Source organism: Methanooceanicella nereidis, assembly GCF_021023085.1.
GTDB classification, from domain to species: domain Archaea; phylum Halobacteriota; class Methanocellia; order Methanocellales; family Methanocellaceae; genus Methanooceanicella; species Methanooceanicella nereidis.
This window is the reverse complement of the sequence record NZ_PGCK01000001.1, coordinates 371,830-395,223: the sequence shown is the minus strand read 5'-3', so window position 1 is coordinate 395,223 and position 23,394 is coordinate 371,830. Positions and strand designations below refer to the sequence as shown.

25 protein-coding genes are annotated in these 23,394 nt (G+C 48.2%); 11 read left to right on the top strand and 14 right to left on the bottom strand.

Going from position 1 to position 23,394, the window contains the following annotated elements:
* From CUJ83_RS02105 to mtnP, 4 genes are all read left to right on the top strand, one after another.
* Positions 1-1,104, top strand: a complete 1,104-nt coding sequence (locus CUJ83_RS02105) for a Coenzyme F420 hydrogenase/dehydrogenase, beta subunit C-terminal domain (RefSeq protein ID WP_230740088.1) — start codon at positions 1-3, stop codon at positions 1,102-1,104.
* Between the two features lie 41 nt (positions 1,105-1,145).
* A complete protein-coding gene (locus tag CUJ83_RS02100) occupies positions 1,146-1,916 on the top strand; it encodes a carbonic anhydrase (RefSeq protein WP_230740086.1) in 771 nt (256 codons plus the stop codon).
* 102 nt (positions 1,917-2,018) lie between these two features.
* Positions 2,019-2,825 carry an SAM-dependent methyltransferase gene (locus CUJ83_RS02095; protein ID WP_230740084.1) on the top strand — a complete coding sequence of 269 codons (807 nt, stop codon included), beginning with the start codon at positions 2,019-2,021 and terminating at the stop codon, positions 2,823-2,825.
* A 64-nt stretch (positions 2,826-2,889) separates the two neighbouring features.
* The gene (gene mtnP, locus CUJ83_RS02090; protein ID WP_230740082.1) at positions 2,890-3,669 is read left to right on the top strand and encodes an S-methyl-5'-thioadenosine phosphorylase; all 780 of its coding nucleotides are present in this window, start codon (positions 2,890-2,892) and stop codon (positions 3,667-3,669) included.
* Between the two features lie 311 nt (positions 3,670-3,980).
* On the opposite strand, the gene CUJ83_RS02085 is transcribed toward mtnP, so the two are convergent.
* The 3 genes from CUJ83_RS02085 to CUJ83_RS02075 form a co-directional block, all read right to left on the bottom strand.
* Complete coding sequence (locus CUJ83_RS02085) at positions 3,981-5,891, bottom strand: beta-CASP ribonuclease aCPSF1 (RefSeq protein WP_230740080.1); 1,911 nt, start codon at positions 5,889-5,891, stop codon at positions 3,981-3,983.
* A gap of 69 nt (positions 5,892-5,960) precedes the next feature.
* Complete coding sequence (psmB, locus tag CUJ83_RS02080; protein WP_230740078.1) at positions 5,961-6,584, bottom strand: archaeal proteasome endopeptidase complex subunit beta; 624 nt, start codon at positions 6,582-6,584, stop codon at positions 5,961-5,963.
* Between the two features lie 431 nt (positions 6,585-7,015).
* Complete coding sequence (locus CUJ83_RS02075) at positions 7,016-7,645, bottom strand: metallophosphoesterase family protein (protein ID WP_230740076.1); 630 nt, start codon at positions 7,643-7,645, stop codon at positions 7,016-7,018.
* A gap of 201 nt (positions 7,646-7,846) precedes the next feature.
* On the opposite strand from CUJ83_RS02075, the gene CUJ83_RS02070 reads away from it, so the two are divergent.
* Complete coding sequence (locus CUJ83_RS02070) at positions 7,847-8,230, top strand: V4R domain-containing protein (RefSeq protein ID WP_230740074.1); 384 nt, start codon at positions 7,847-7,849, stop codon at positions 8,228-8,230.
* Positions 8,231-8,320: 90 nt separating this feature from the next.
* Here the strand turns inward: CUJ83_RS02070 and CUJ83_RS02065 are convergent, their stop codons facing one another.
* The 9 genes from CUJ83_RS02065 to CUJ83_RS02025 all read right to left on the bottom strand — a co-directional run bounded on the left by CUJ83_RS02065 (position 8,321) and on the right by CUJ83_RS02025 (position 15,224).
* The gene (locus CUJ83_RS02065; RefSeq protein WP_230740073.1) at positions 8,321-9,073 is read right to left on the bottom strand and encodes an RNA methyltransferase; all 753 of its coding nucleotides are present in this window, start codon (positions 9,071-9,073) and stop codon (positions 8,321-8,323) included.
* The gene (gene moaC, locus CUJ83_RS02060) at positions 9,070-9,558 is read right to left on the bottom strand and encodes a cyclic pyranopterin monophosphate synthase MoaC (protein WP_230740069.1); all 489 of its coding nucleotides are present in this window, start codon (positions 9,556-9,558) and stop codon (positions 9,070-9,072) included. The genes CUJ83_RS02065 and moaC overlap by 4 nt, the downstream gene beginning before the upstream one ends.
* A gap of 147 nt (positions 9,559-9,705) precedes the next feature.
* A complete protein-coding gene (locus CUJ83_RS02055) occupies positions 9,706-11,154 on the bottom strand; it encodes an NAD(P)H-hydrate dehydratase (protein ID WP_230740067.1) in 1,449 nt (482 codons plus the stop codon).
* A gap of 96 nt (positions 11,155-11,250) precedes the next feature.
* Entirely contained in the window at positions 11,251-11,829 is a 579-nt protein-coding gene (locus CUJ83_RS02050; protein WP_230740065.1) for a HemK2/MTQ2 family protein methyltransferase, read from the bottom strand.
* Positions 11,804-12,622, bottom strand: a complete 819-nt coding sequence (gene rsmA, locus CUJ83_RS02045) for a 16S rRNA (adenine(1518)-N(6)/adenine(1519)-N(6))-dimethyltransferase RsmA (protein ID WP_230740063.1) — start codon at positions 12,620-12,622, stop codon at positions 11,804-11,806. Before rsmA ends, CUJ83_RS02050 begins: the two co-directional genes overlap by 26 nt.
* Positions 12,622-13,188: a DUF655 domain-containing protein gene (locus CUJ83_RS02040; protein WP_230740182.1), complete on the bottom strand. Its 567-nt coding sequence runs from the start codon at positions 13,186-13,188 to the stop codon at positions 12,622-12,624. The genes rsmA and CUJ83_RS02040 overlap by 1 nt, the downstream gene beginning before the upstream one ends.
* 58 nt (positions 13,189-13,246) lie before the next feature.
* Positions 13,247-13,597, bottom strand: a complete 351-nt coding sequence (locus CUJ83_RS02035; RefSeq protein WP_230740061.1) for an RNA polymerase Rpb4 family protein — start codon at positions 13,595-13,597, stop codon at positions 13,247-13,249.
* A 23-nt stretch (positions 13,598-13,620) separates the two neighbouring features.
* Entirely contained in the window at positions 13,621-13,917 is a 297-nt protein-coding gene (locus tag CUJ83_RS02030; protein ID WP_230740060.1) for a 50S ribosomal protein L21e, read from the bottom strand.
* Entirely contained in the window at positions 13,860-15,224 is a 1,365-nt protein-coding gene (locus CUJ83_RS02025) for a tRNA pseudouridine(54/55) synthase Pus10 (protein ID WP_230740052.1), read from the bottom strand. The genes CUJ83_RS02030 and CUJ83_RS02025 overlap by 58 nt, the downstream gene beginning before the upstream one ends.
* A 120-nt stretch (positions 15,225-15,344) precedes the next feature.
* On the opposite strand from CUJ83_RS02025, the gene hgcA reads away from it, so the two are divergent.
* From hgcA to CUJ83_RS02010, 3 genes are read left to right on the top strand one after another with little or no spacing between them, the layout of a single operon-like run.
* The gene (gene hgcA, locus CUJ83_RS02020; protein ID WP_369423860.1) at positions 15,345-16,328 is read left to right on the top strand and encodes a mercury methylation corrinoid protein HgcA; all 984 of its coding nucleotides are present in this window, start codon (positions 15,345-15,347) and stop codon (positions 16,326-16,328) included.
* The gene (hgcB, locus tag CUJ83_RS02015) at positions 16,328-16,648 is read left to right on the top strand and encodes a mercury methylation ferredoxin HgcB (protein ID WP_230740017.1); all 321 of its coding nucleotides are present in this window, start codon (positions 16,328-16,330) and stop codon (positions 16,646-16,648) included. The genes hgcA and hgcB overlap by 1 nt, the downstream gene beginning before the upstream one ends.
* A 40-nt stretch (positions 16,649-16,688) precedes the next feature.
* Positions 16,689-17,183, top strand: coding sequence for a DUF5788 family protein (locus CUJ83_RS02010; protein ID WP_230740016.1), 495 nt, complete (start codon positions 16,689-16,691; stop codon positions 17,181-17,183).
* 3 nt (positions 17,184-17,186) lie between these two features.
* On the opposite strand, the gene trmY is transcribed toward CUJ83_RS02010, so the two are convergent.
* Entirely contained in the window at positions 17,187-17,771 is a 585-nt protein-coding gene (trmY, locus tag CUJ83_RS02005; protein WP_230740014.1) for a tRNA (pseudouridine(54)-N(1))-methyltransferase TrmY, read from the bottom strand.
* 29 nt (positions 17,772-17,800) lie between these two features.
* A complete protein-coding gene (locus tag CUJ83_RS02000; protein ID WP_230740012.1) occupies positions 17,801-19,126 on the bottom strand; it encodes a signal recognition particle protein Srp54 in 1,326 nt (441 codons plus the stop codon).
* Positions 19,127-19,333: 207 nt separating this feature from the next.
* Here CUJ83_RS02000 and CUJ83_RS01995 point away from each other — a divergent pair, with 207 nt between their 5' ends.
* From CUJ83_RS01995 to CUJ83_RS01990, 3 genes are all read left to right on the top strand, one after another.
* Positions 19,334-19,921 carry a hypothetical protein gene (locus tag CUJ83_RS01995; RefSeq protein ID WP_230740010.1) on the top strand — a complete coding sequence of 196 codons (588 nt, stop codon included), beginning with the start codon at positions 19,334-19,336 and terminating at the stop codon, positions 19,919-19,921.
* Positions 19,922-20,019: 98 nt separating this feature from the next.
* On the top strand, positions 20,020-20,151 hold the full coding sequence (locus tag CUJ83_RS15615; protein WP_255668281.1) for a hypothetical protein: 132 nt from the start codon (positions 20,020-20,022) through the stop codon (positions 20,149-20,151).
* Between the two features lie 257 nt (positions 20,152-20,408).
* Positions 20,409-22,757 (top strand): heavy metal translocating P-type ATPase, encoded by a 2,349-nt coding sequence (locus CUJ83_RS01990; protein ID WP_230740008.1) that lies wholly within the window; start codon positions 20,409-20,411, stop codon positions 22,755-22,757.
* Positions 22,758-23,394: the final 637 nt, after the last annotated feature.

Below are 23,394 nucleotides of genomic sequence, written 5' to 3'. Positions count from 1 at the left end.
ATGGTAAACGTTAACGATATGTATTACGCCTGGACAACCAACCAGGATATCAAGGCAAAGGCAGAATGCGGTGGAGCTGTAACCACTCTGTTAAAGTATGCTCTCGAAAGCGGCATGGTCGATGCGGTCCTGGCAGTTACCAGGGGTGCCGACATATACGATGGTGTGCCGACACTGATAACTGACCCTGCAGACGTGATAAAATCCGCAGGCTCATTACACTGCGCTCCGCTGAACCTTGTGACGTTCCTCGCCAAGTACCTTGACGGCGCAAAGAACATGAAGATCGCTATGCCCGTAAAGGGATGCGAGGCAAGGTCCATGATGGTGCTCGCGAAGAGGGGCGTCGTCAACCTTGACAACATCATCATGATCGGACTCAACTGCGGCGGAACAGTTCGCCCGATGGAAGCCCGTGATATGATCTACCAGTACTATGGCGTCAGCCCGGACGATGTCATTAAAGAAGAGATCGACAAGGGTAAGTTCATCATAGTCACAAAGGACCATGAGCACAAGGGCATCTCCATTGATGAGCTCGAGGAGAAAGGCGCAGGAAGGCGTTCTAACTGCCAGCGCTGCGAAGTCAAGATCCCGAAAATGGCTGACCTCGCATGCGGTAACTGGGGAGTTATCGGCGACCTCGCAGGAAAGGCCACATTCGTTGAAGTATGCAGCGACAAGGGCGCAAAGCTCCTCAGCGGCGCGATGAACGCCGGCCTGTTAGAGACCGCGGCACCGATACCCAAGGGCCTCGAGATCAGGGAAAAGACCAATGGAGCTATGCTGAAGCTTGGATTAAAGCACCAGAGGCTTCAGTTCCAGGCATCTGCAAAGGACCCGTACTATTATGCAAATGAATTCAGCAAATGCATAAAATGCATGGGCTGCACCGTACACTGTCCTCTTAAGACTGAAAATGAGGGCAAGTCGCCGGCTTACGAGCTTAAGGGAAGTATACCGCCATCATTTACCTACCACCTTGCTAAGGTAGCTGGCGAAGGCGCGGATTGTGTGAACTGCGGCGGGTGTGAAGATGTATGTCCGATGGACATACCCGTAACGAAACTTTATCACGACGTCGCCAAGAGGTTAGAAGTCTAAAATCAGACTTCTATCCTTTTTATTTTTTTGGGGTATTAAACTTGTCAGAGAAGGTAAAAATTACGGTAGAGGATAGCCTGAACACGCTCAAGAGCAAGCTTGGTTATAACGAGGGCTACGCAGAAGAGGCGACAAAACTCGGTATATATGATGACATTCAGTTTGGCCAGCGTCCCGAAGTCACGCTTGTAACATGCTCTGACTCGCGTGTGATGGAAAAGACCATAGACGATCAGATCGGCAAAGTCTTTTCTATCAAGAATATAGGCAATCGTGTAGAGCCTAACATGGGCAGTATAGAATATGGCGTAAACCATCTTCACACGCCGATATTGATGATACTGGGCCATACCGGATGCGGCGCAGTGCGTGCGGCGACACAGGACGCTACTGGAGAGCATCCTCGTATCATAAGGTCTCTTGATTTCATAAGGCCCACCGTCTCGGAAGTGCAGAAACTTCTCATCAAGAAGGGCGGAATGAAGAGCTATATGAAGAACCATCAGGATCCGCCTGCGACACCGATAAGCGAGGATACGTATTTCGAGACGCTCATAACTGAGGCTAACGTCGATAATCAGATAGAGATCCTCTTAAAGGACGATGCTATCAGGAGAAAAGTATTCTCTGGCAGTCTCATGCTGGTCGGCGCAATGCTTGACTTCAAGGATGTATATTCCAAGAACCGGGGATCCATATTCGTCATAAACATCAATGGCGAGACCGATGTCGGAAAGCTTAAGAAGCTCGACGTGTTCGCCGGCGACGGTACCATAGTGATAAACCGGATAAAGCGCCTGCTTGTTTATTAATTTTTTTTATTTCTTTCATTTCTATTTTGTAGTCTGATTGTTTTTTACGCGCTATTGTATTATATAATATTATTTTGATATTTTTATTGGTGGTATCAGGGCATGGATGATATTGATCGTGATCCGTCTAAGTCTTCTTATCTTGATATGCTGGCATCGATAGGCTTTGCAAAACACATCGGGGGAAAATCTGCTACCGACTTCTTGATCGAAAAAGCTGACATTAAGCCCGATTCAAGTGTCCTGGATGTCGGTTGCGGATTCGGCAGGACTTCCTGCAGGCTTGCCAAAGAGATCGGATGTAAAGTTGTAGGTGTCGATATTATGCCAAAGATGATCGAAGGGTCTAAGGCAAGGGCTAAAAAGATGGGGGTTGAAGACAGAGTCACATTCCTGAGATGTGATGCGCGTAATTTACCAATGAAGTCCGGCACCTTTGATAAAGTCCTTATTGAGTCGGTCACTATATTCATGGATGATATTGACAGCGCCATAGCAGAGTACGACCGTGTCACAAAGCCCGGCGGTGTGATATGCGATAATGAAGTATGTATCACTCAAAGATCCATGGATGAGCTAAAAGACGACAAAGAGGACATCGAATCAATCTTTAAGTCATTTTCATCATATTCAAATAACGGCCTTCTTACATACGAGGGCTGGAAAGAGGCTTTTGAAAAGAGGTTCATGTCTGTGGAGTCCTGGCATCATATCGCCGATCCGCGGGTAGAGATGGAAGCAAGGATGGCCGATGGTAAATTAAAGGCGATGATATCCCAGCTAAGGTCGATGTGGCTGTACATGACGAACCCCGAAGTGAAAAAGATCATGGACGAAGGTAAAAAAATGTTCTATTATACCGACCATTTCGGTTATGGCTTATTCGTTTGCAGGAAATCGCCGGAATGATGATCTTTTTCTTTACGACGACGGCTGATAATATTTATTTATATTAACCTCGTATGACCACAACATGCCACGTTTAGCTATTATCGGGGGCAGCGGGTTTTACCGGATGACCTGTGCCGCCATTAAAGGAAAAAAGACCATCTCAACGAAATATGGTGATGTCACTGTAAGTATATACGAAAATGAAAAAGGAGAAGATTTCGTTTTTTTACCGCGTCACGGTGAATGCCATATTTGCGCCCCTCACAGAATAGATTATCGTGCAAACATCATGGCATTGAAAGAGTTAGGCGTGGAACGCATAATAGGTGTGGTATCGGTTGGCAGCCTGAAGGAACACATTAAGCCGGGAAGCTTTGTCCTTCTCGATCAGTTCATTGATTTTACGAAAGCAAGGCCGTCCACGTTCTATGACGAGGAAGGCTTCGTGGTACATACAGATGTCACGGAACCATACTGCCCCGAGATACGCGACAGCATCCTTTCATCCATGCCCGGCGATATACCGCTACATGAAAAAGGCACTTATGTTTGCGCTGAAGGGCCTCGTTTCGAGACTGCCGCCGAAATAAAAATGTTCGCAATGCTCGGGGGAGACGTCGTTGGAATGACAAACGTTCCGGAATGCGTTCTCGCCAGAGAGCTTGGAATGTGTTACGCAGCCATAGCTGTCGTCACCAACTATGCCGCAGGTATATCAAAGACGCCGATAAGCCATGAAGAAGTGCTGGATGAGATGCGAAAGGTGGAGTGCGTATTACATGAATATGTGGTAGACAGGCTATTTAGCATTCCGGTTCACAGCAAATGCTCCTGCAGCATGGCAGCTAGCAGGATGTGCTAGTATTTTTATTATAGGATGAAAAATACACAAAGGCGATCAGGGAACACTATTTCTCACCACGAAGCGCACGAAGGAGCACAGGGGTACACGAAGGACTTTTTTCGAAGGTTATCATATACTAAAATAATTTGTGTACCTTTTTTCGCCGTTGTGCGCTTCATGGTAAGAAAGTGACGCTCCAGTTTGTCGCCTTTATGTCTGGAAAGATATAAATTAAAGGATCAATTTTGGCAGGCTGCTTTAATATCAATTATTCTTAAAAAAGCTCGCATGTTAAAGATGTGACTATCGCCAGCATCTTTAACAATGCCTTATATCAGCCTTATAGTTTCCAGGTTCATCGGTGACCTGGTCTCAAGCTTGTGCTTCTTGTAGATCGAGCTTGCAAGGTCCAGACACTTGTTCTCGTCGCCGTGATTCGTTATGATCCTCTCCGGCCTCGGTTCCATGCGCTTGACATATTCCATCAGTTGCCTCCGGTCCGAGTGACCTGAGAATCCGTCCACAGTCGCGACCTCCATGTTGATCTTCATCACTTCGGTCTTTCCGTTAGTGGACATAGGGATCTCTGTCCATCCCTTCTGTATGCGTCTTCCGAGCGTGCCTTCTGCCTGGTAACCTACGAATACGAGCGTGTTACGCTTGTCAGGCCCGTACATTTTCAGGTATTCCATGACCGGTCCGCCATTCATCATGCCTGATGTCGCCAGCACTATACATGGCGACGGGTCCTGAAGGATCTTCTCACGTTTCTGCGAAGAGTCGACACGAACGAAAGCAGGTGACAGGAACGGGTTCTGGCCCTTATGGAAAATCATGTCCTGTAGTTCGACGTTAAGGTACTCCGGATATGTCGTATGGATAGCCGTGGCTTCCCATATCATACCGTCAAGATATACCGGGACGTTATCGATAATGCCCTTCCTGATCGCTTCCTCAAGGACTATCATGACTTCCTGGCTTCTTCCCACAGCGAATGTGGGTATCAGTACCTTTCCGCCTCTTGAAAGCGTGGTCTTGACTATGTGCTGAAGCTCGGTCTCGGCATCCCTTCTTGCAGGCTGCATGTCATGCATGCCTCCGTAAGTGGATTCCATGATGATGGTCTCTATCCTGGGGAACTGGTTAACTGCCGGGTCAAAAAGCCTTGTCTTCTCATACTTGAAGTCGCCTGTGAAAGCGACGTTGTAGAGGCCTTCCCCTATGTGGAAGTGCGCGATTCCCGAACCAAGGATGTGGCCGGAATTATAGAAAGTAAGCCTTATGTCCGGGGCTATATCCGTGACGTCGCCATAGTTCAGAGTTATGGTGTGCTTTAACGTCTCGCGGATAAGTGCCGACTCGTACGGGGGCCTCTTTCCTTCCCTGTTAGCCACTTCGATATAGTCGAGCTGCAAAAGGGCCATCAAGTCCCTCGTCGGCGGTGTCATGTACACAGGCCCTTCGTAACCATACATGTATAATAGCGGGATAAGGCCGCTGTGGTCAAGATGAGCATGAGTCAGGACTACTGCGTCGAGCTGTGACAGCGGGCTGACCTCCGGGACATAGAGATATGGCGTGCCATTGCTCTCTGCGCCCGTGTTGACGCCGCAGTCAATAAGAACTTTACTTTCAGGCGTGCTCAATAAAAAGGAGCTTCTACCGACTTCTTTGCAGCCGCCCAGGGTAGTTATCCTGATCCACTGGTCCTTGTTGGAGATGGGCCTGTGTATCTTCCTACCAATACCCTTCAAAATAGTCTTTCTCTCTTCCTTTACGCTTCGTAAGTACTGCCTTATGTCCTTCACGGTCGAGGATTCGATCGGAGGCGTCCGGACGACCTTGGGCGTCCAGCCGATATGCTTGGTTATCTCCCTTAGCGTCGAGCCATGCCTGCCTATGACAAGACCGGGCTTTTCAGCTTCGATTATGACCTCTCCCGTGTCGGTATCAAAGTAATGGTTAGACACTCCCGATTCCGCAGGGACTATCTCCTTTATTCTTTTGATAGCCTCTTCGGGTTCGGCCAGCATCCTTGGGTCCGGCCTGACCACTACCCTCTTGCGGAGGTCCTTTGCTATCGACCTGATTATGTCGCCGTTATCTGCGAACGCTTTCGGGTCGGTCGTGTATATCACAAGCTCAGGGCCCTCAAACTCAAGGCTGGATACGTTTATGCCTTTTGGCAGTTTATCTACGATTTTAGATTTTAATTCGTTTAAAACATCTTCGATTGCCATCGTTTTTGTACCCCTCTGACAATAAGATAAAATAAAATAGTAAGAAATATTCGAAATAAGAAAATAGAGTTAAGCACCGAGTACTTCCCTGCTTACCTCCTTCTCGAACATCTCAAACTTTTCCTTAGTGATTATTACTATCTGTATACCATTGCCTGATGCAGAGTCTCTCTTCATCGCGGACTCCAGCGCCCTCGTCGCAAGCTCGACACCTTCTTCAATGGTCATTTTCGGCTTAAAGCGGTCCTCAAGGACACCATAAGCGATCGGTGAACCGGAACCTGTTGAGACGAACTTTTTCTCCTCTATCCTGCCGCCAAGCGGGTCTAAAGAGTAGATATTCGATCCGGTCCTGTCGACACCGCCTATCAATATCTGGACATAGAACGGTGCGAATTTTGTCTCAGCGAGGATGTTGGACAGGAGCATAGACAGCGCATTTACGGTCATCGGTCCATGGCGCCTGAGTTCGAACAGTTTTGCCTCTACCTGCAGGATCCTTGCTAGCCTTTGTCCATCACCGACGGAACCTGCGATGGTCATTGCGATATTGTCAGAGATCTTATAGATCTTCTGCGCGTCCCTGCTGGCGATAAGATTTCCCATCGTCGCCCTTCTTTCTGTCGCAAGGACTATCCCCTCATCACATATTATTCCGATAGTGGTGGTGCCTTTGTACTGTTTATCTTCCATTAAAACTCCTCTCAAGTAATAAAAGCAAAATCAGCTATCTGTAATTAATCCTCTTTTATATTTAACCCTTTCTTCATTACGCTACTGCCATTTTTTAAATATACCACGAATATACGGGCAGAAATAACGAAGAAAAGTGAACTTCAATATATAAAAACATCTTGCGTGTTTAAATATCTTGCGCATAGATGGGTTATTAAATTGAGTGTGGACCCCGATCCTAAAAAAGGATAGAATTCAGGTTCTGGTGTTGTTTTTTGTTATTTCATTCGCATTATGCTAAGTGCTATGCCATGTAAATTCGATGGTTTTATATTCAGCGTCCAGTGTTGTCATTGATCGTGGTCCCGCAGGCCGTGCTTAGTATAATGCATCACGTCAACCTGCGGCAGATCGGATCACATCGGGTCTGGAACGTCGATCAAAAATAATCAGATAAGTTCGGCTTTTACATTACCGCTCTTATCTATATCTATAATGGCCGCGCTCCCTACTGATGCCGAACCGGGATTTACGACGAGCGTATTGCCTAATTTTGATATGCCCTTCCCTTCATGTATGTGCCCGCATACTATCGCAATGAAATTCGGCGCGAGCTCCGCGACAGCCTCGCTTCCGACATGTATGCCGCCGGGTATTTCATCCTGGGCTCCCTTAGGTGGCGCGTGCGAGAGGAGAACGACAGGCCTGGTAACGCTCTCTAAAAGCTTTTCAACTTTTGACCTGATCTCTGATTCCTCAAGCTCAAAAGGCGTATTGAACGGCGTAGGGTTTGAGCCCCCTATACCGATGAACGTTACATCGTTTAACTTCATGCTGCACTCGTGTAAATTCGCGTCTTCGGAGCGAAGCAGGTTTACGATGTCTTTTTTATCACAGTTCCCGGGTATCGCCATTACGGGCTTTGGCAACATGCCTAGAAGTGTTTTTGCTTTCTCCGACGGCCCGAAATGGGTGAGATCCCCTGCCAGCAGCGTACCGTCAACTTTTCCGGCCTTGCTCAAAATATCGGGGACCCTATCGTATACATTATGAAAATCTGTGACAGCCAGTAATCGCATATTTTTAAATCATCCTGAAGCATGAAAAATTTTACGTTCACGTTAGCGACCACATATCCCGGACAGTTATTATGGCTTATCCGGGATCCGCTCATATATTTTATATTTTCTAAATAGGATATTTTCAAGTCGCTCTATCCTAAGGACTAATATTGCAGGAATTAAAAGACCCCTTGCATAAAATATGACGGAGGTCGGATCATGCAGGTTTTTGGATCCAGCAATGAGAATGCATACGGAAATATGATACGCCCCGACAGGGAAGCCGCCATGTACCGTGCCGGAAAAGAGCTGATACGCCCTCTTGACATACGCGACATCGAGAGCCTTGCAGGCTATATGAGAAGGAACCATGTAGGATCGCTGGAAATTGATAGCCGGAACAGTAGGGTTTTCAAGGTCAGCAATTGTCTTACATGTTCGACAATGGAACAAATGGGCCGTAAAGCGTGCTTTTTTGAGGCAGGGTTGATCGCAGGCGCTTTAGAGAGCATATATGGTAAAATGGTATATGTCCGGGAGACAAAATGCCAGTGTATCGGCGATGACGTTTGCGAGTTCGAAGTCATATTCCGCGGCAATTAAATCGACCCGGTCTAGATGTATATGACGACATCACAGTCCTGTCAATTGTTTTTTATTAAAAGCGCACCAGCTCAAAAAACTAAATTAAATTTATGAGCTTTCCTCTTCAGTAACTTCTTCCTTTTCCATTCTTTCTATCTTTAGCTCGACGTCTCTTATGATGCCGATCATTGTGTAGAATTCACGATTATTCAGCATAGCCCTGCCTAAAACTCGCCTGAGCATCATTAAAGTTTTATCCCTTTTATGTTCCGGATGGTTGATCTTTACCAGAAGTTCCCTGAATTCGCTATATAGCCTTTCAAGGGATTTTCCGTCAGCAAGGGCAATATTGCCGCCCTCGAATCCCGATAGTTCATATAATATTACCGTGGCAGCATGGGAAAGGTTCATTATGGGGTATTCTACCGATGTCGGAATATACACGACCATGTCGCATCTTTCGACATACTCGTTAACCAGCCCCACGTCCTCACGTCCGAATATCAGCGCGACTGTGCCGGATTTATCCTCCAGCATCTGCCTTAGCTCCTTCGGGTTAAAATAAGGCATCCTGATATGCCTGCTAGTCCTCGCCCCGGGCTTTCCGGTCGTGGCGACAAGGTAATCCGCCCCTTCTATGGCCTCTTCGAACGTGTCGACTATCCTGGCCCTGGCCAGCAGGTCCTGCGCATGGGACGCCATTGCCTTTGCAAAATCCTTCATCTCGCAGGGTTTTACAAGGACAAGGTCGTCGAACCCGAAATTTTTCATTGCCCTGCATACAGAGCCCACGTTACCTTCATAGAACGGCTCTACGAGGATCACTCTGAACTTTAACCCTTTTCCTGCCATGCCTGTCATACGTTGCCAGGGCTCTCCTTTATCTTGCTTATCACTTTGATATCGCTGATCCTGGTGGACGGATAATTGCCCGTTTCATCCTTTTCCACAGCCTTGACCATATCCCATATGGTCAAAAGCGCCAGGCTGACTCCGCAGAGGGCTTCCATTTCCACACCGGTCTTTCCCAGCGACCGGACCTCTACGATAGCCGTAATAATGTCCTCGCCTATCTCAAAATCAACATTTATGCTCGTCACGGGTATCTGGTGGCAGAGCGGTATCATGTCCCAGGTCCTTTTTACCGCCTGTATGGCCGATACCCTGGCAGTTGCCAGAACGTTGCCTTTCTTTACGCTACCTGACTTAATCAGAGCCATGGTTTCCGATGATAATTTTATCGTGCCGCTGGCACGTGCTATTCTCAGTACGTCTTCTTTTTCTCCGACGTCTACCATTTTTATTTTATCGCCTTCTATATGGGTGAAGTCCCTCGAATGAGCCATATGATATACTCCGGTCTTGTTCTATCTCATCTCTTAGGTTCTGCAAAACACATAATGTTTTTTATGTATGCCTTTTAAGTTCTGGTCAATATCCCCTATAAAACATACGGAAGAAACAACGATGCAAATGAAAAATTTTTCTAAATGTTATAAGTAGTGCCTGTATTTTTTCATCGCGTATGGTATCATGTTCACTACGTCCGACGCGACCAGCCCGTAACCCTTATCGTCGAAGGCCATATCTCCGGCGGCTCCATTGATGAAGGTCCCGGCGCATGCCGCGTCAAATGCAGAGTTCTTGCAATAAAGGGCGCCGATGATCCCTGCAAGCACGTCGCCTGTGCCGCCGACCGTCATTCCGGCGTTCCCCGTCCCGTTGAACTTGACAAGCTTTCCGTCCGATATGATATCGATCTTGCCCTTTAGTACCGTCACGATCTTTTTCGACTCCGAGAAACTTCTCACGGTCTCTGAGGCGAACAATTCTTCGGGACTTGCATCTTCGCCGCTGATCCTCTTGAACTCTCCCCTGTGAGGCGTGACAATGCCTCTGAGCGGCATATCAGGCCTCAACGCCTCAGCGTCTATCACTATCCTGTCACAGACGGACATAATCTTGGATACAGCTGCAAGCGTCCTCGGAGAGTCTCCCAGCCCCATTCCCATTACGACCACATCGTTACGCGCTAAAAGCGGGGTAAGGCATTCTATATCCTCATCTACCAGTATATCCCGGTCCGTCAAGGGCTTCACTATCAGGTCCGGGGAGAATGAGGCTATGATGTCAGCAGCCCTCGCCGGGGCTGCAATGGTGACAACGTCTGCACCGGCTTTCAGGGCAGCAATGCCGGAAAGTGCAGGGGCACCAGTATACGGCCCTCCCCCTATTATCAAGACCCTTCCGCTCTCACCTTTATGAGAATAGTCGCCTCTGGTCTTGATCCCTCTTATGTTGCCCGGGCCTACGTACTTCATGGCTTTTTCCGGGATCCCGATGTCCGCGACTTCGACGTTATATTTCTCCAGCCCTTTTTTAGGAGCATGAAATGTCACGACGAGATCCGGTTTTACACATTTTGCGCATTCGCCCGTATCCGGATCCAGCCCGCTCGGCATGTCTATTGACACTTTGTAAGCTCTGCTCTGGTTTATCAGGTCTATTGCAGAGCTTGCAGGCTCTCTCGGAGTGCCTTTTACTCCGGTGCCCAGTATCGCGTCAACAATGATGTCGTAGGATTCAAAGATCTCTTTTGGGAGCATTTCTGGCGAGACGATCTCACGCACATCCACGCCGACCGCCCGGAGCCTTTCCAGATTAACTGAAGTGGGGCCCGGTTTAATGCCTGAGGAGTGGCCCAGAAGGACGGTGAACACTTCGAAGTTCGCCCTGCGAAGATATCTTGCGGTCACGAACCCGTCACCTCCGTTGTTCCCTGTGCCGCATAGCACGAGCACAGAGCATCTCCGCTTTTTTGAGATTATTGAAGCGGCTACGCTTTTCCCGGCATTTTCCATCAGTTCCCCGTAACTTACTCCGAAATAATTTGAGTTAGCTTCCAGGGCCCGCATATCTTCGACCGTAATATAACCTGCCATATGAACGTCTCCGGGTTCTTAGGCGAATGACCTCATAGGTTAACATGTTTTCTCAAAGAAATAAAAGTTATGCGGATATCAACCGTATAATATTTTTCAAGCCAGATAAGCTTTTAATACTGCCAGGCTCTCAAAACAGATCTTATGAACGCTTAACGTGTCGACCTTAAACCCGTGCGCCCGGAATTTATCCTCAACATCCTCGATATCTGTGAGGCTGGAGATCACCGTGAGAACTTTTCCATGCGGCGTTAAGTGGTTCCTGACATTTTCTATGAACGAATATATGACATCCTTTCCGGACGGGCCGCCGTCAAAAGCCCTGTTCAGCCAGGTATCAAGCCTTTCCTCGTCTGATGTCGGCAGGTACGGGGGGTTAAATATTATTGTGTCAAATTTCCCGCATATGCCGGAGAACATATCCGTCCTTATCACATCAATGCCGTTCTGCCTGGCGTTCCTGCAAGCATGGGGGTTTATATCTACCGCCACGACATTCGCAATATCCTTGATAAAAAGGGAGATTATGCCGGACCCTGTGCCTATCTCGAGGACTTTTTCACCGTACGTTACCTCGTCCAGGGCAGCATCCACCATCATGTACGAGTCCTCGCCCGGATCGTAGACATCCTCCAGCAGCTCGAACTCTTTATCCCTGTAGATCCTTATTACCATCTTTTGCCAGCTCCATAATGGTATCCGACAGTGCAGCGAACTCTTCCGGTGATGTCATCTCCGCTCTTTTTTCCATAATGTCCCGGGGCAAGAGTGTCACGATCTTTTTTGCGTTCTTCAGGCCCATGATATGCGCGCCGTTCACTATAGCGTTCTTCAGTCTTTTTCGCCTTTGCACAAAAGCGGCCGTCACGAGCTTCATGAAGAAATCCTCGTCCTTTACGCTATATGCCGCAGGCCTGGGTGTGATCTTAATGACTGCCGACTCTACCTCGGGCGGAGGCACGAAAGCTCTTCTTGAGACCTTCATCAGTATCTTCACGTCTGCAAAATGCTGTACATGAACGGATAGCCTTGAATACTCTTCCTCTCCGACCTTCGACACCATCCTGAGCGCGAACTCTTTCTGGTACATCAATATGCCGAACTTGAAGCGATGTCTCAATATCTTGAAAGTGATGTCAGATGATATCGAATATGGCAGGTTAGCGACGACTTTATCAAATTCCGGAAAATCGACCTTAAGCGCATTGCCATGGATAACTGTGACGTTCGTGTCCCTGAACTCTTCCTCTAAGATTTTTACCAGGGCATCGTCCATCTCAATGGTATAGACATGCTTCGCTTTTTTTGAAAGCTCCCTTGTAAGGTTTCCGGGGCCGGCGCCGATCTCCAGTATCGTCTCGTCAGGCTGGATATCTGCAAAGTCGACTATTCTGTTTAAAATATTGTGGTCCGCCAAAAAATGTTGGTCTTTTCTCTTATCGGGGACCACGCTAAAACGAGGATCCATTATTTTGCGAACATCCTGTACTTTATTTGCTCATCCTGGATCTCTTCCTCTATACGCTTGGCGATGAGCTTCTCCGGGTGATGTAATCCCTTAACGCGAGCCTCTATGTCCGCAAAGTCCTTGAACTTGCCTTTTTTGCGCTCATCGATTATGGCCCACATCATTTTCTTACCTATGCCGGGCAACAATTCCAGAGTATGGAGCCTGACCGTTATAGGCTGGGCGTTATTAAAGAACTCAACGAACTTTCTTTCGTTATCCTTTACGATCCTCTCTATAACATATGGCAGCTCAATGACAGCCCCATGTGTCAGTTCTTCATATTTTAGCCTCTTCTCAACATGCTTCACTATGTCCCTGTCGCCCTTTCCTACAAATACCTTACCTTCTATCTCCACCCTGACGCCATCCTTTATGCTGAGCTCCAGCAGTATGAAATGGTCCGCGCCAAGGGCCTGAGCTACCGGCTTCCGAAGATGTATCGGCCTGGTATCCTCCGCATACCCGGTGGGTAAGAAATCGAGGATAAAAGCATGTTGTTCCTTAATATCGTTCGTATGAGTCATCGCCTTCAAGGTTCACCCCTCATAGAATATAATATCTTATAATAAAATAAAGTATTGCTTAGATATATTTTGCGACTATATCTAAGATACTTTTTAATTCCGCTTCGGTGAGGGTAAATCTCTCTTTAGCGTAGATAGACCTCAGCTCATCCTTTGTGCGGGGGCAGAGGTTGGCTATCCTGACAGCGATGTCTATCTTCATCTTTTCAAGGGTAAGAAGCTCGTTCACAAGTTCCCTTGACTCCTCGGCGCCGATCTTCGAGAAAGTGTTAGCATGCTCCACCGCTCTCTTCTGTTCGTAGCGGAGCTCGACTCCCGCCTTTTCCCTTTCGTCCCTGATCTCGTTAAGGATGTCTTTGATCTCGGGGAGAGTAAGTAACTCCTCGCTTATTACCTTCTTGATAATCATCCCTGATCACACCAGAGGTATATTTATTCACACTTCTGCGGCTTGAGGTGCTGTGGACGGGATATGACGGTCTTCTTCTTGCCACCGTCATTGATCTCAAGGAGATACGCCCTGCCCTTCTGTCCCATGATGGTGCCGGTCAGGCCGTGGAAGCGACGGTATGGCATTCCTTTGTGCACGCTCGGGTCAATGTCTATGTGGACCTTTTGTCCTACATCGAACTCCTGGATAGCGCGGCTTACCGGTGAGAACCCTCTAGCCCTTAATGCCTTTGTAAACTTGTATCTTGTCTTTTTTCTTTCACCATGTGATCTTGCCATGATATTCCTCCTTCGACATTTATGACATCTAATTCCTGGACCTTGAGCTGTTTTCCGACCAGTTCCGTCAACGACGGCTTTGTCCTGCCATTATCGCCGGATACGAGCTCTTTTACGTATAGCCCGCCCTCACAGCGGACGGTCATAAGGAAATACTTCTCATCTTCGTTGACCTTTTCAAGGTCAATCTCGTAAACCTTTCGTTTTCTCTCTAAGTCTGCACGCCGATGAGATACTCTTTCGGGTGTTCTTTGAAATATCTCAGAGTTCGATAAAGTAACTATCGAAGATTTAAGTGTTTCTATTGAAATATCTTCATTGTATATAACTTTAAGCCTGTATTGTTTGTTGACTTTCATCGCTTTTACTTCTTCGACCGCGCTTTTTTGCACATATGCGAGCTCGGATACTTTTACCTTATCGGACGATGAGTTGACGCTATCTCTTAATTGCTTAAGGTCTACGGACCTGACGCGCGGGTGCATGACCTCCATGACGAACGGCCTTCCCGTGCCCAGCATCAAGGCATCTATGTCCTCCCTGCCCGCCCCGTGAAGTATAGCGTCATCAGCCTTGAAAGTTTCGATGACCTTTCTGTTTATCTCCTCTTCTACCGATGAACTGTACATTTTTCCTGTATTGTCGCATCTATCGCACCCTTTGCCCTGGCATTCCTTGCAGGGCCACCTGGTCTGGGGTATCTCCCTTGAGTGTTTATTGTAGCGCCCGTATATGAAAAGCGAGTTTACCTGCACTTCCACTTTTTCTTCCGCCAGGTCGATCGTGAACACTACGTCCGGTCTTTTGAAATCCACGGTCTTCCCTGTCATCATCGAGATGAGCTTTCCCACCTCTCTGTTAAGCTCCGACTTAACGGGCTCCGCGTGCGCTATGCCGCATTCCGCCCACAGCACTTCCTCTTTCTCAGCAAAAATCGGAGGGACCTTTGTCCCGACAAGCAAAGTGTCGAACTCGTGCCCTTCGATAGATGATATGCATTTTTCCGCCCAGCTTTTTAAATTTGACCCGTCCTGGAACAATCCTCTGCAGAACCAGCATTCCTCGTCTGCCGCCTGCTGATCTCCGCCCGTAAGTTTTCTTGCCTGGGGCAGTGTCGGAGCCAGGTCTGTCTGGAGCTCCGTATCATTGTTTGCGGTAGCCTGCATTGACAGGACTAATTTTATCGAGTTGCCCCGCTGTGAATTTGACAGTCCCGTGGAAAGTTTCGCGAATTGCCTTCCCAAACAGCTGTCGCATATTGGCCCTTCCTTGAGGATACGCCGGGCCGTGTCTATGATATTGTTCACTTTCGTTTACTCCGACTTTCTTAAAGTATTCCTTTACTTTAAAATTTTTCTATAAGAATGTTGAAAACATCAATTATTTAAACAAAATGGAATAATAGAAGAACGTCCAATGGGGGAACGATCATATCCATAGCAAAGACCAGTTCTGAACTGACCTTATCCGACAGGTGGGATCACGTCGTAGCGCGGCTGGGCGTGAACCGCATGGGCCACCGCGTCGAGCCCGGCCTTTACTCTCTTGGCGAGCCGGACAATGGCTCTCCTGTGTTCGTCACGGCAAATTATACTTTAAGCTTTGACGCGTTAAGGTCGTCACTTTCCGGCATAAGCTGCTATATCCTTGTTATAGATACCCGCGGCATCAACGTATGGTGCGCCGCAGGAAAAGGCACTTTCGGCACGGAAGAGCTGATACGCAGGATAGGAGTGACGGGACTTGCCGGCGTAGTGAGCCATCGTAAGCTCATACTACCACAGCTGGGGGCTCCGGGCGTGGCCGCGTTCGAGGTCAGGAAGCGCTCCGGGTTCCAGGTCGAGTACGGCCCTGTACGCGCCGCGGACATTCCGGAATACATGAAGGGTCATAAGGCAACAAAAGAAATGCGCAATGTGCGGTTCAGCCTTGCTGACAGGCTGGTGCTGGTCCCGGTCGAGGTCAATCATTTATTATTGCCGATGATAATAGCCGCAATAGCTGCATATCTTGCAGGAGGCATAACGTTCGCGGGAGCGCTGGTATCAGCTATGCTGGCGGGAGTCGTACTGTTCCCGGCCTTGTTGCCATGGCTTCCTACAAAGGATTTCAGCACCAAAGGCCTTATACTGGGCTTACTGGTATGGATACCGTTCGGCTGGCTGGCGTTAAACGACGCCTCGATCCTGCAGTTATGGCAAAGAGGTGCTTACGTGCTCGTATATCTTCTTGCGATGCCCGCGATAACCTCGTATCTTGCCCTTAATTTCACAGGCTCTACGCCATTTACGTCAAGGACCGGGGTAAAACGTGAAATATCCACTTACATACCTGTCATGGCAGGAATGGTGACTATCAGCGTGATAATTGTTGTAATATTAGTATTCGTAAAACTCATGGGGTGGTCATAATGGAGTCCCTGTCAATAATAAACACGCTCCACTTCGATGAGCTGCTGTGTATCAATTGCGGGATGTGCAGCATCGTTTGCCCCCACGGAGTGTTCTCCCGGGGCGAGCGAAAAGCTGTCCCTGTCTCGCCGGATAGCTGCATGGAGTGCGGAGCGTGCCAGTTGAACTGTCCCGTGGATGCGATAGTCGTAGACAGCGGCGTCGGATGCGCTTCCGCAATGATCAAGGCCGCGCTGACCGGAAGCAAAAAGGTCACATGCGGCTGTGATGACGATGAGTGCGAAGCCGAAGAGGCCCCGTGCTGTTGTTGCGAAAAATGATCGCGGCTTTTGAAATATATCTACCGGGGATATTATAATCATGAATGAAAAATGGGATCCCGAATATTGTCCCGGGTGCTATCCCGGCATACACCATGGAGGTATGCTGACCGAAGAAGAAAGGCGTCATCTGGAATTTAAGCTTACGAGGCTTCTCGAGTGGGTAGGAGCGTGGATCCCGGGGGATGTCACCGTCGACAATAAGAAAATACCGCTGCATGAGATCGTATGGGACCTGATGAATAAGGATGACCTAACGGATGAAGATAAAGAGCTGCTTACAGACCTTGAGTATAAGCTGGAGAAAAAGTTCCATCAGGACGTAGAGCGGATCCGCGAGTCAGATAAGACGGAAGACGAGGCTATCAGGGATTATTGCGAAGCGCTCGGTCTTTTAAGGGCGATCATCACATTGAAGGATATCGCCGCAAGTCCTGAAAGTATCATCGGCCACGGGGATCTTTCACGCCGTATAAACGAAAGAAGAAAAAATGAGGCGAACGCCTGGCTGAATTATCTAAAACAGATATTGTGAGGCTTAAAGCCCCTGCCTGTCCAGCTCATAGTTCACCATCACGATGCAATGATCTGCATGGTAAAGCAGATCTCCGAGGCTTACTTTTTTAGCGCCCTTTCTTTCCAGGACCGACTCTTCTTCGGGGGTAAGGTTCTGATGGTCGCTCAGCACGAATGTCTCGTCGCCTGTAAACCGAACGTTCCTGATGTCCTCTCCTTCCTCATGCAGGTATATGATATTGTCCAGGCCGCTTATGGTATCCTCGAACGATCTCTTTGATATGTATACGCCCGGCGTGGATTCCTCTTCTCCGGTCATCGGCGCGCCTTTTTCAAGCGCTTTTTTGATCAGGGCTGCAGCGCTCCTTTCGTCAGGGCTCAGGTAGCGAACTTTCTCCCCGTTAAACCTTACCGTCACGGGCGGATTGGGCTCTCCGAGCAGCACTGCATAAGTGTCTACGTTCCTTCTCAGGTCATGAGATAAAAACAATGAAGAGTTTATACACCTTGCTATTATGTCCATGCGGCCTGCGCCGCCGGGAAGGTCATTTAGCGAGAACTTTGGCATGGTGACCGCTTTATGTCCGACTATTACGAATCTGCGCAATCTTAAACCTCATTAAAAAGGATCAAAGCTCAGAATTTCATCTGCTTCATGAGCTTCTGCATGTTCATCTTACCCGGACCGCCCTTCATGCCTTTTACGGCCTTCTGCATCATCTTATGATACTTTAAAAGCTCTCTGACCTCATCGGGAGTCTTGCCCGAACCCCTGGATATGCGGGATATCCTGCTGCTGCCTATAAGCTTCGGGTCCTCTTTTTCCTCACCGGTCATCGAGTCCATGATGATCTTATAGCCTTTGAGCTTGTCCTGAGTGACCTTATACATATCATCGGTTATGTTCCCGCCCAGCCCTCCGAGCGGCAGCATCGACATTATCTGCTTTAGCGGGCCCATCTTATTGATGGCTTCCAGCTGGGAGTACATGTCATTAAGGGTGAACTTACCGGTCATCATCCTGTCCAGGTTCACGTCGTCTTTGGTCAGCACCTCGTTAGCCTTCTCCACCAGGGCTTTAAGGTCCCCCATGCCGAGAAGTCTTGAAATGAAACCGTCCGGGTCGAAACGCTCGAGATCCTCCGGAGTCTCGCCCACACCGATGAAAGCTATGGATGTGTTAGTGTCCGATACCGCTGAAAGCGCGCCGCCTCCTTTTGCCGTACCGTCGAGCTTGGTGATCACGACGCCTGTAATGCCTATCGCTTCATTGAAAGTCTTTGCCTGCTCGCTGGCCTGCTGTCCGATAGCAGCGTCAAGTACGAGGAATTTGTGGTCAAAGTCCGTCAGCCCGTATATGTCCTTCATTTCCTGGATAAGGTCCGTTTCCAGCGCGTGGCGGCCTGCGGTATCGACGATCTTAATGTCATACTTCGCTATCTCTTTAAGGCCGTTCCTGACTATCGAGACTGCGTCCTTGTTATCCCTTTCGCCATAGAAAGTGACGCCGAGCTTCGTACAAAGCTGGCTTAGCTGGTCGTATGCTCCCGGCCTGTAGGTATCCGCACATATGACCGCCGGCTTCAGGCCTTTACGGGCAAAATACCTGGCGAGTTTTGCGGTCGTGGTGGTCTTACCCGAACCCTGCAATCCCACCATCATTATTGTCTGAGGCTCTAATTTTATGGGCGTGGCCTTGCCTACGATGTTGACGAGCTCAGTATAAACTATCCTTAACACATGCTCCTTCGAGTTCATTCCCGCAGGAGGGGCTTCTGTCAGCGCCCTGTTCTTGATCTGGTTTGAGAGCTTCATGACGAGCTTCACGTTGACATCGGCCTGTATCAGCGCCCTCTGGATGTCCTTGACCACATCGTCGATGACCTCTTTATCTATCTTGCTTGAATTGGCAAGCTTCTTTAAAGCGTCCTTTAATGAGCTTCCAAGATTATCTAGTACCATAATATTCTCCGGATGACACCTAATTTCTGGCTAAATCGCATATAAATCTTGTGTACAGTCATTATCAATATCTAAATTATATATCTTTTTATATAAATTACTTAATGGTTTTTCTTTTGCCAGGTAACTCAGGCGCCTGGACAGAAAAGGATTATTAGTATTATGTGAAATAAACTTATGTTATCAATTATTAACCGAGATGATAGCATGAAACCCCATATACTATTAGCAATATTTATGGTGGCAGCGATAGCTGTTTCGGGCTGTACGACGCCGGAAACCTCTCCTGCTCCCAGTATTACGGCCACACCGACCGTGGAGCCGACTCCAGAGCCAACCCCCGAAGCTACGCCGGAGCCAACTCCCGAAGCGACACCATCACCTACACCTGCACCAACACCTGTGCCGGGAAATGACTTCGTAGAGGCAAAGGATGTAAAGATCCAGTGGGATACAACGGAACAGCTACAGTACGATAAGATCGATCTTGTCATAAAGAATATACACAAGGACCAGATCCTTTTGGATGTCAATGTGGTCTATAGCATTACCACGCCCACCACCATCACGAACCCGGACGGTACAACGCAAAGCTCGACAATGACAAAGAATTTCACAAAGCCTCTGGGTGCCATGGTCCCGGGAGAGGAAAAGTCGGTACATATCGAGACAAGCGGGCATTTAAAGGTGCCTACGGGTGTCGCGATCTACGTTAACTGGAGAGGCGGCTCAGAGAAGGTCTTTGAAACTGTGGTCGATGTCCCTGATATGAACTTCGGGGAACTTACTTTTTAATCTTCTTGCGAGATGTCTCGCTTTTTTAATCTTTTTAGCAAATAACTTAAGTAGTTTTAGTGCAAAGGTTATCCCGGGATTGGATTATGCGTTGTATTATGTGTGAACGTAAATATAGCGAAGAGCATGGAGATGCTCTGGAAGGGTTCTGCAGCTGTGAATGCAGGAGCGTATACTATCGTATTTACGGGTCCGATGATATTCTTGCAAGCGCAGGCCAGGATTCTTAGAATACCTGTATGCCAGGCCAATTATCCTGTATGCCAGCATAGTATCACAGGATTTTCATAAATTAGATTTTTTTGTAAATATCTTGAAAAATTAAAATTTTTTTTATTAAGATAAATAAAGTATTTAAGCAAAAAATACATATGAACCATTATTCATATGTTCACATGATTTATGTGTGTACCAGCCCGGGCTCTACCATGGGTGCTGAACGATTTAACCTGTACAGGCCGGGCACTCAAGATCGGAGAACCATTCCATGAGCGAGACAAAAAATACTTCCCATGCATGCGAGTGTGCCAGTTGTAATGCAATGCTGTTATCTTCCGCAAAGACTGACAGGATACGGGTCGAAGGACTTGACTGCATCGATTGCGCCTCTAAACTGGAGTCACATCTGAACTCCACTCCGGGTATCATCAGCTCCAGCCTGAATTTCGGCACCGGCACGCTCACAGTAAAACATACTCTGGATACAGGAAAGATCATATCATTGATCGAAGAGTCAGGCTACGGTGTCACCTGTGAGAACGAGCGCACTGACGTCTTTGAGATACAAGGGCTGGATTGTGCCGATTGCGCCCAAAAGCTGGAAAAGTATATCGCAGGCATGCAGGGCGTCTTGAAAGCAAGCCTTAATTTTTCTACGGCAGTCCTTACAGTAAAGCATTCATGCAGAAGGGAAGAGATAAGCGACGCGATATCCGGAATGGGATACTCATTTAATGTATTGACCGACGGTAAGACAAAGGCATCATTCCTGAGCAGGAATAAAAGAGCGATCAGTACGATAGTATCCGGCTCAGGGTTCGCCGCAGGCTTTACAGCACCGTTCTTAGGGTTCCCGCCCGAGATCTCTACAGCGTTTTACCTCATAGCTATCCTTGTGGGCGGATTTTATGTCGCACGCAGCGCCATCTACTCTTTCAAGGCATTGACGCCTGACATGAACATGCTCATGACGATAGCGGTCTTAGGCGCTATTGCGATAGGCCAATGGGAAGAGGCTGCAGCTGTTGTGTTCTTATTCTCCGTAGGGAACTCGCTTCAATCATATACTCTCGATAAAACGCGTAACTCTATCAAATCTCTAATATCGCTGTCACCGGACGATGCATCCGTGATACGTAACGGGATAGAAAAAAGAGTCCCTGTTAAAGCCATCGAGCCGGAGGACATAATCGTCATACGCCCGGGAGAGCGTATCCCGATGGACGGGATAGTCACGGAAGGCGCCAGTACCGTTAACCAGGCGCCAATAACCGGGGAATCCATACCTGTCATGAAGTCTCCGGGAAGCGAGGTCTTCGCCGGCACCATAAACGAACGCGGAACGCTCGAGGTCAGGGTGACGGGTCGCTTCGAGGATAATACTCTGTCAAAGATCATACATATGGTAGAGGAGGCCCAGAACCGTAAAGCCCCGGCGCAGGAATTCGTGGACAGGTTCGCTAAATATTACACTCCTCTGGTGATATGCGGAGCGATAGCGACAGCAGCCCTGCCTCCGCTGATACTGGGACAGCCGTTCGACATGTGGTTTTACAGGGCGCTGGTACTGCTTGTCATATCCTGCCCATGCGCTCTGGTGATATCCACGCCAGTATCCATAGTCGCCGCGATCGGCAGCGCGTCGCGGAACGGCGTCCTTATAAAAGGCGGGTCGTATCTTGAGGAATGCTCGAAGGTCAAAGCTCTCGCTTTTGATAAGACGGGTACCCTGACCGAAGGAAAGCCCGAGGTGACGGATATGGTCACATTCAATGGTGTCACAAAGGAAGAAGCACTCAGAATAGCCGCATCGCTGGAATCCCGCTCCGAGCATCCGCTGGCCGGCGCTATCATGAAGGCATATGGCGATAATGGCTTGATGAAGGTCGCGTCTTTCGAGTCTATCACCGGCATGGGTATCAAGGCCAGGGTGGACGGGAACGAGTACCGTATAGGCAGCTACAGGATGTTCGACCTGTTGCCCGGCGACGCGAGCGAGAAATTGAGGGAGCTTCAGGAAGATGGTAAGATCCCGGTGATACTGGGCGGTCCCGAAGGGATCATTGCAGTAATGGGCATCATGGATAAATTAAGGCCCGGTAGCAGCACATCCATAAAGAGCCTGCACGATGCCGGCATCGATGAGATAGTCATGCTCACCGGCGATAGTACTATCACGGCAAAGGCGATCTCAAATATGGCCGGAGTGGATGGTTATCACGCAGAGCTTTTACCGGCCGATAAAGTGGACATGGTCCGCAGGATGAAAGATCGGAACGGCAGCGTGGCCATGGTCGGCGACGGGGTAAATGACGCTCCTGCGCTTGCCGAGGCGGACGTGGGGATAGCCATGGGCGCCACCGGCTCGGACACTGCGATAGAGACAGCGGACATTGCCCTTATGTCCAATGACCTTTCAAAGCTGTCTTACGTTTTCAGGCTCGGTAAGAGGACTATGAAAATCATTAAGCAGAACGTGGCATTCTCCGTTACAATAAAGGCGGCTTTCATAGTTCTAGCCATATTCGGGATGGCAAACTTATGGATGGCGCTGTTCGCGGATACCGGCGCCGCGATACTGGTCATTCTGAACGGCATGAGACTATTGCGGGGATGACACCGTTATAAAAAACTGCCCGGATATCTGCCATTGACTTTTTCATTGCTCAGGGCTCTATGGGCTCTAGGGTCCACTATTTTTCACTACGAAGGCTACCAAGGGCCACTATTTCTCACCACAAAGTACACGAAGGTAACCAAGTAACACTAGCTTAACCACAAAGTACACGAAGGTAACCAAGTAACACTAGCTTAACCACAAAGTACACGAAGGTAACCAAGTAACACTAGCTTAACCACAAAGTACACGAAGGTAACCAAGTAACACTAGCTTAACCACAAAGTACACGAAGGTAACCAAGTAACACAAAGGATTTTTTTTAAAACGGTGTATGTGTTTTTCATATTTTATAATCCATAACTGTGTTTATTATTCATCATGTCTAATTTACAGAACTATTGGATAACTTTTAAAATTTTATATTTTTAAAAAAATTTGTGTTCCTTGGTTGCCCTTGTGTCCTTTGTGGTTAAGCTTGTGTTCCTTGGTTGCCCTTGTGTCCTTTGTGGTTAAGCTTGTGTTACTTGGTTGCCCTTGTGTCCTTTGTGGTTAAGCTTGTGTTACTTGGTTGCCCTTGTGTCCTTTGTGGTTAAGCTTGTGTTACTTGGTTGCCCTTGTGTCCTTTGTGGTTAAG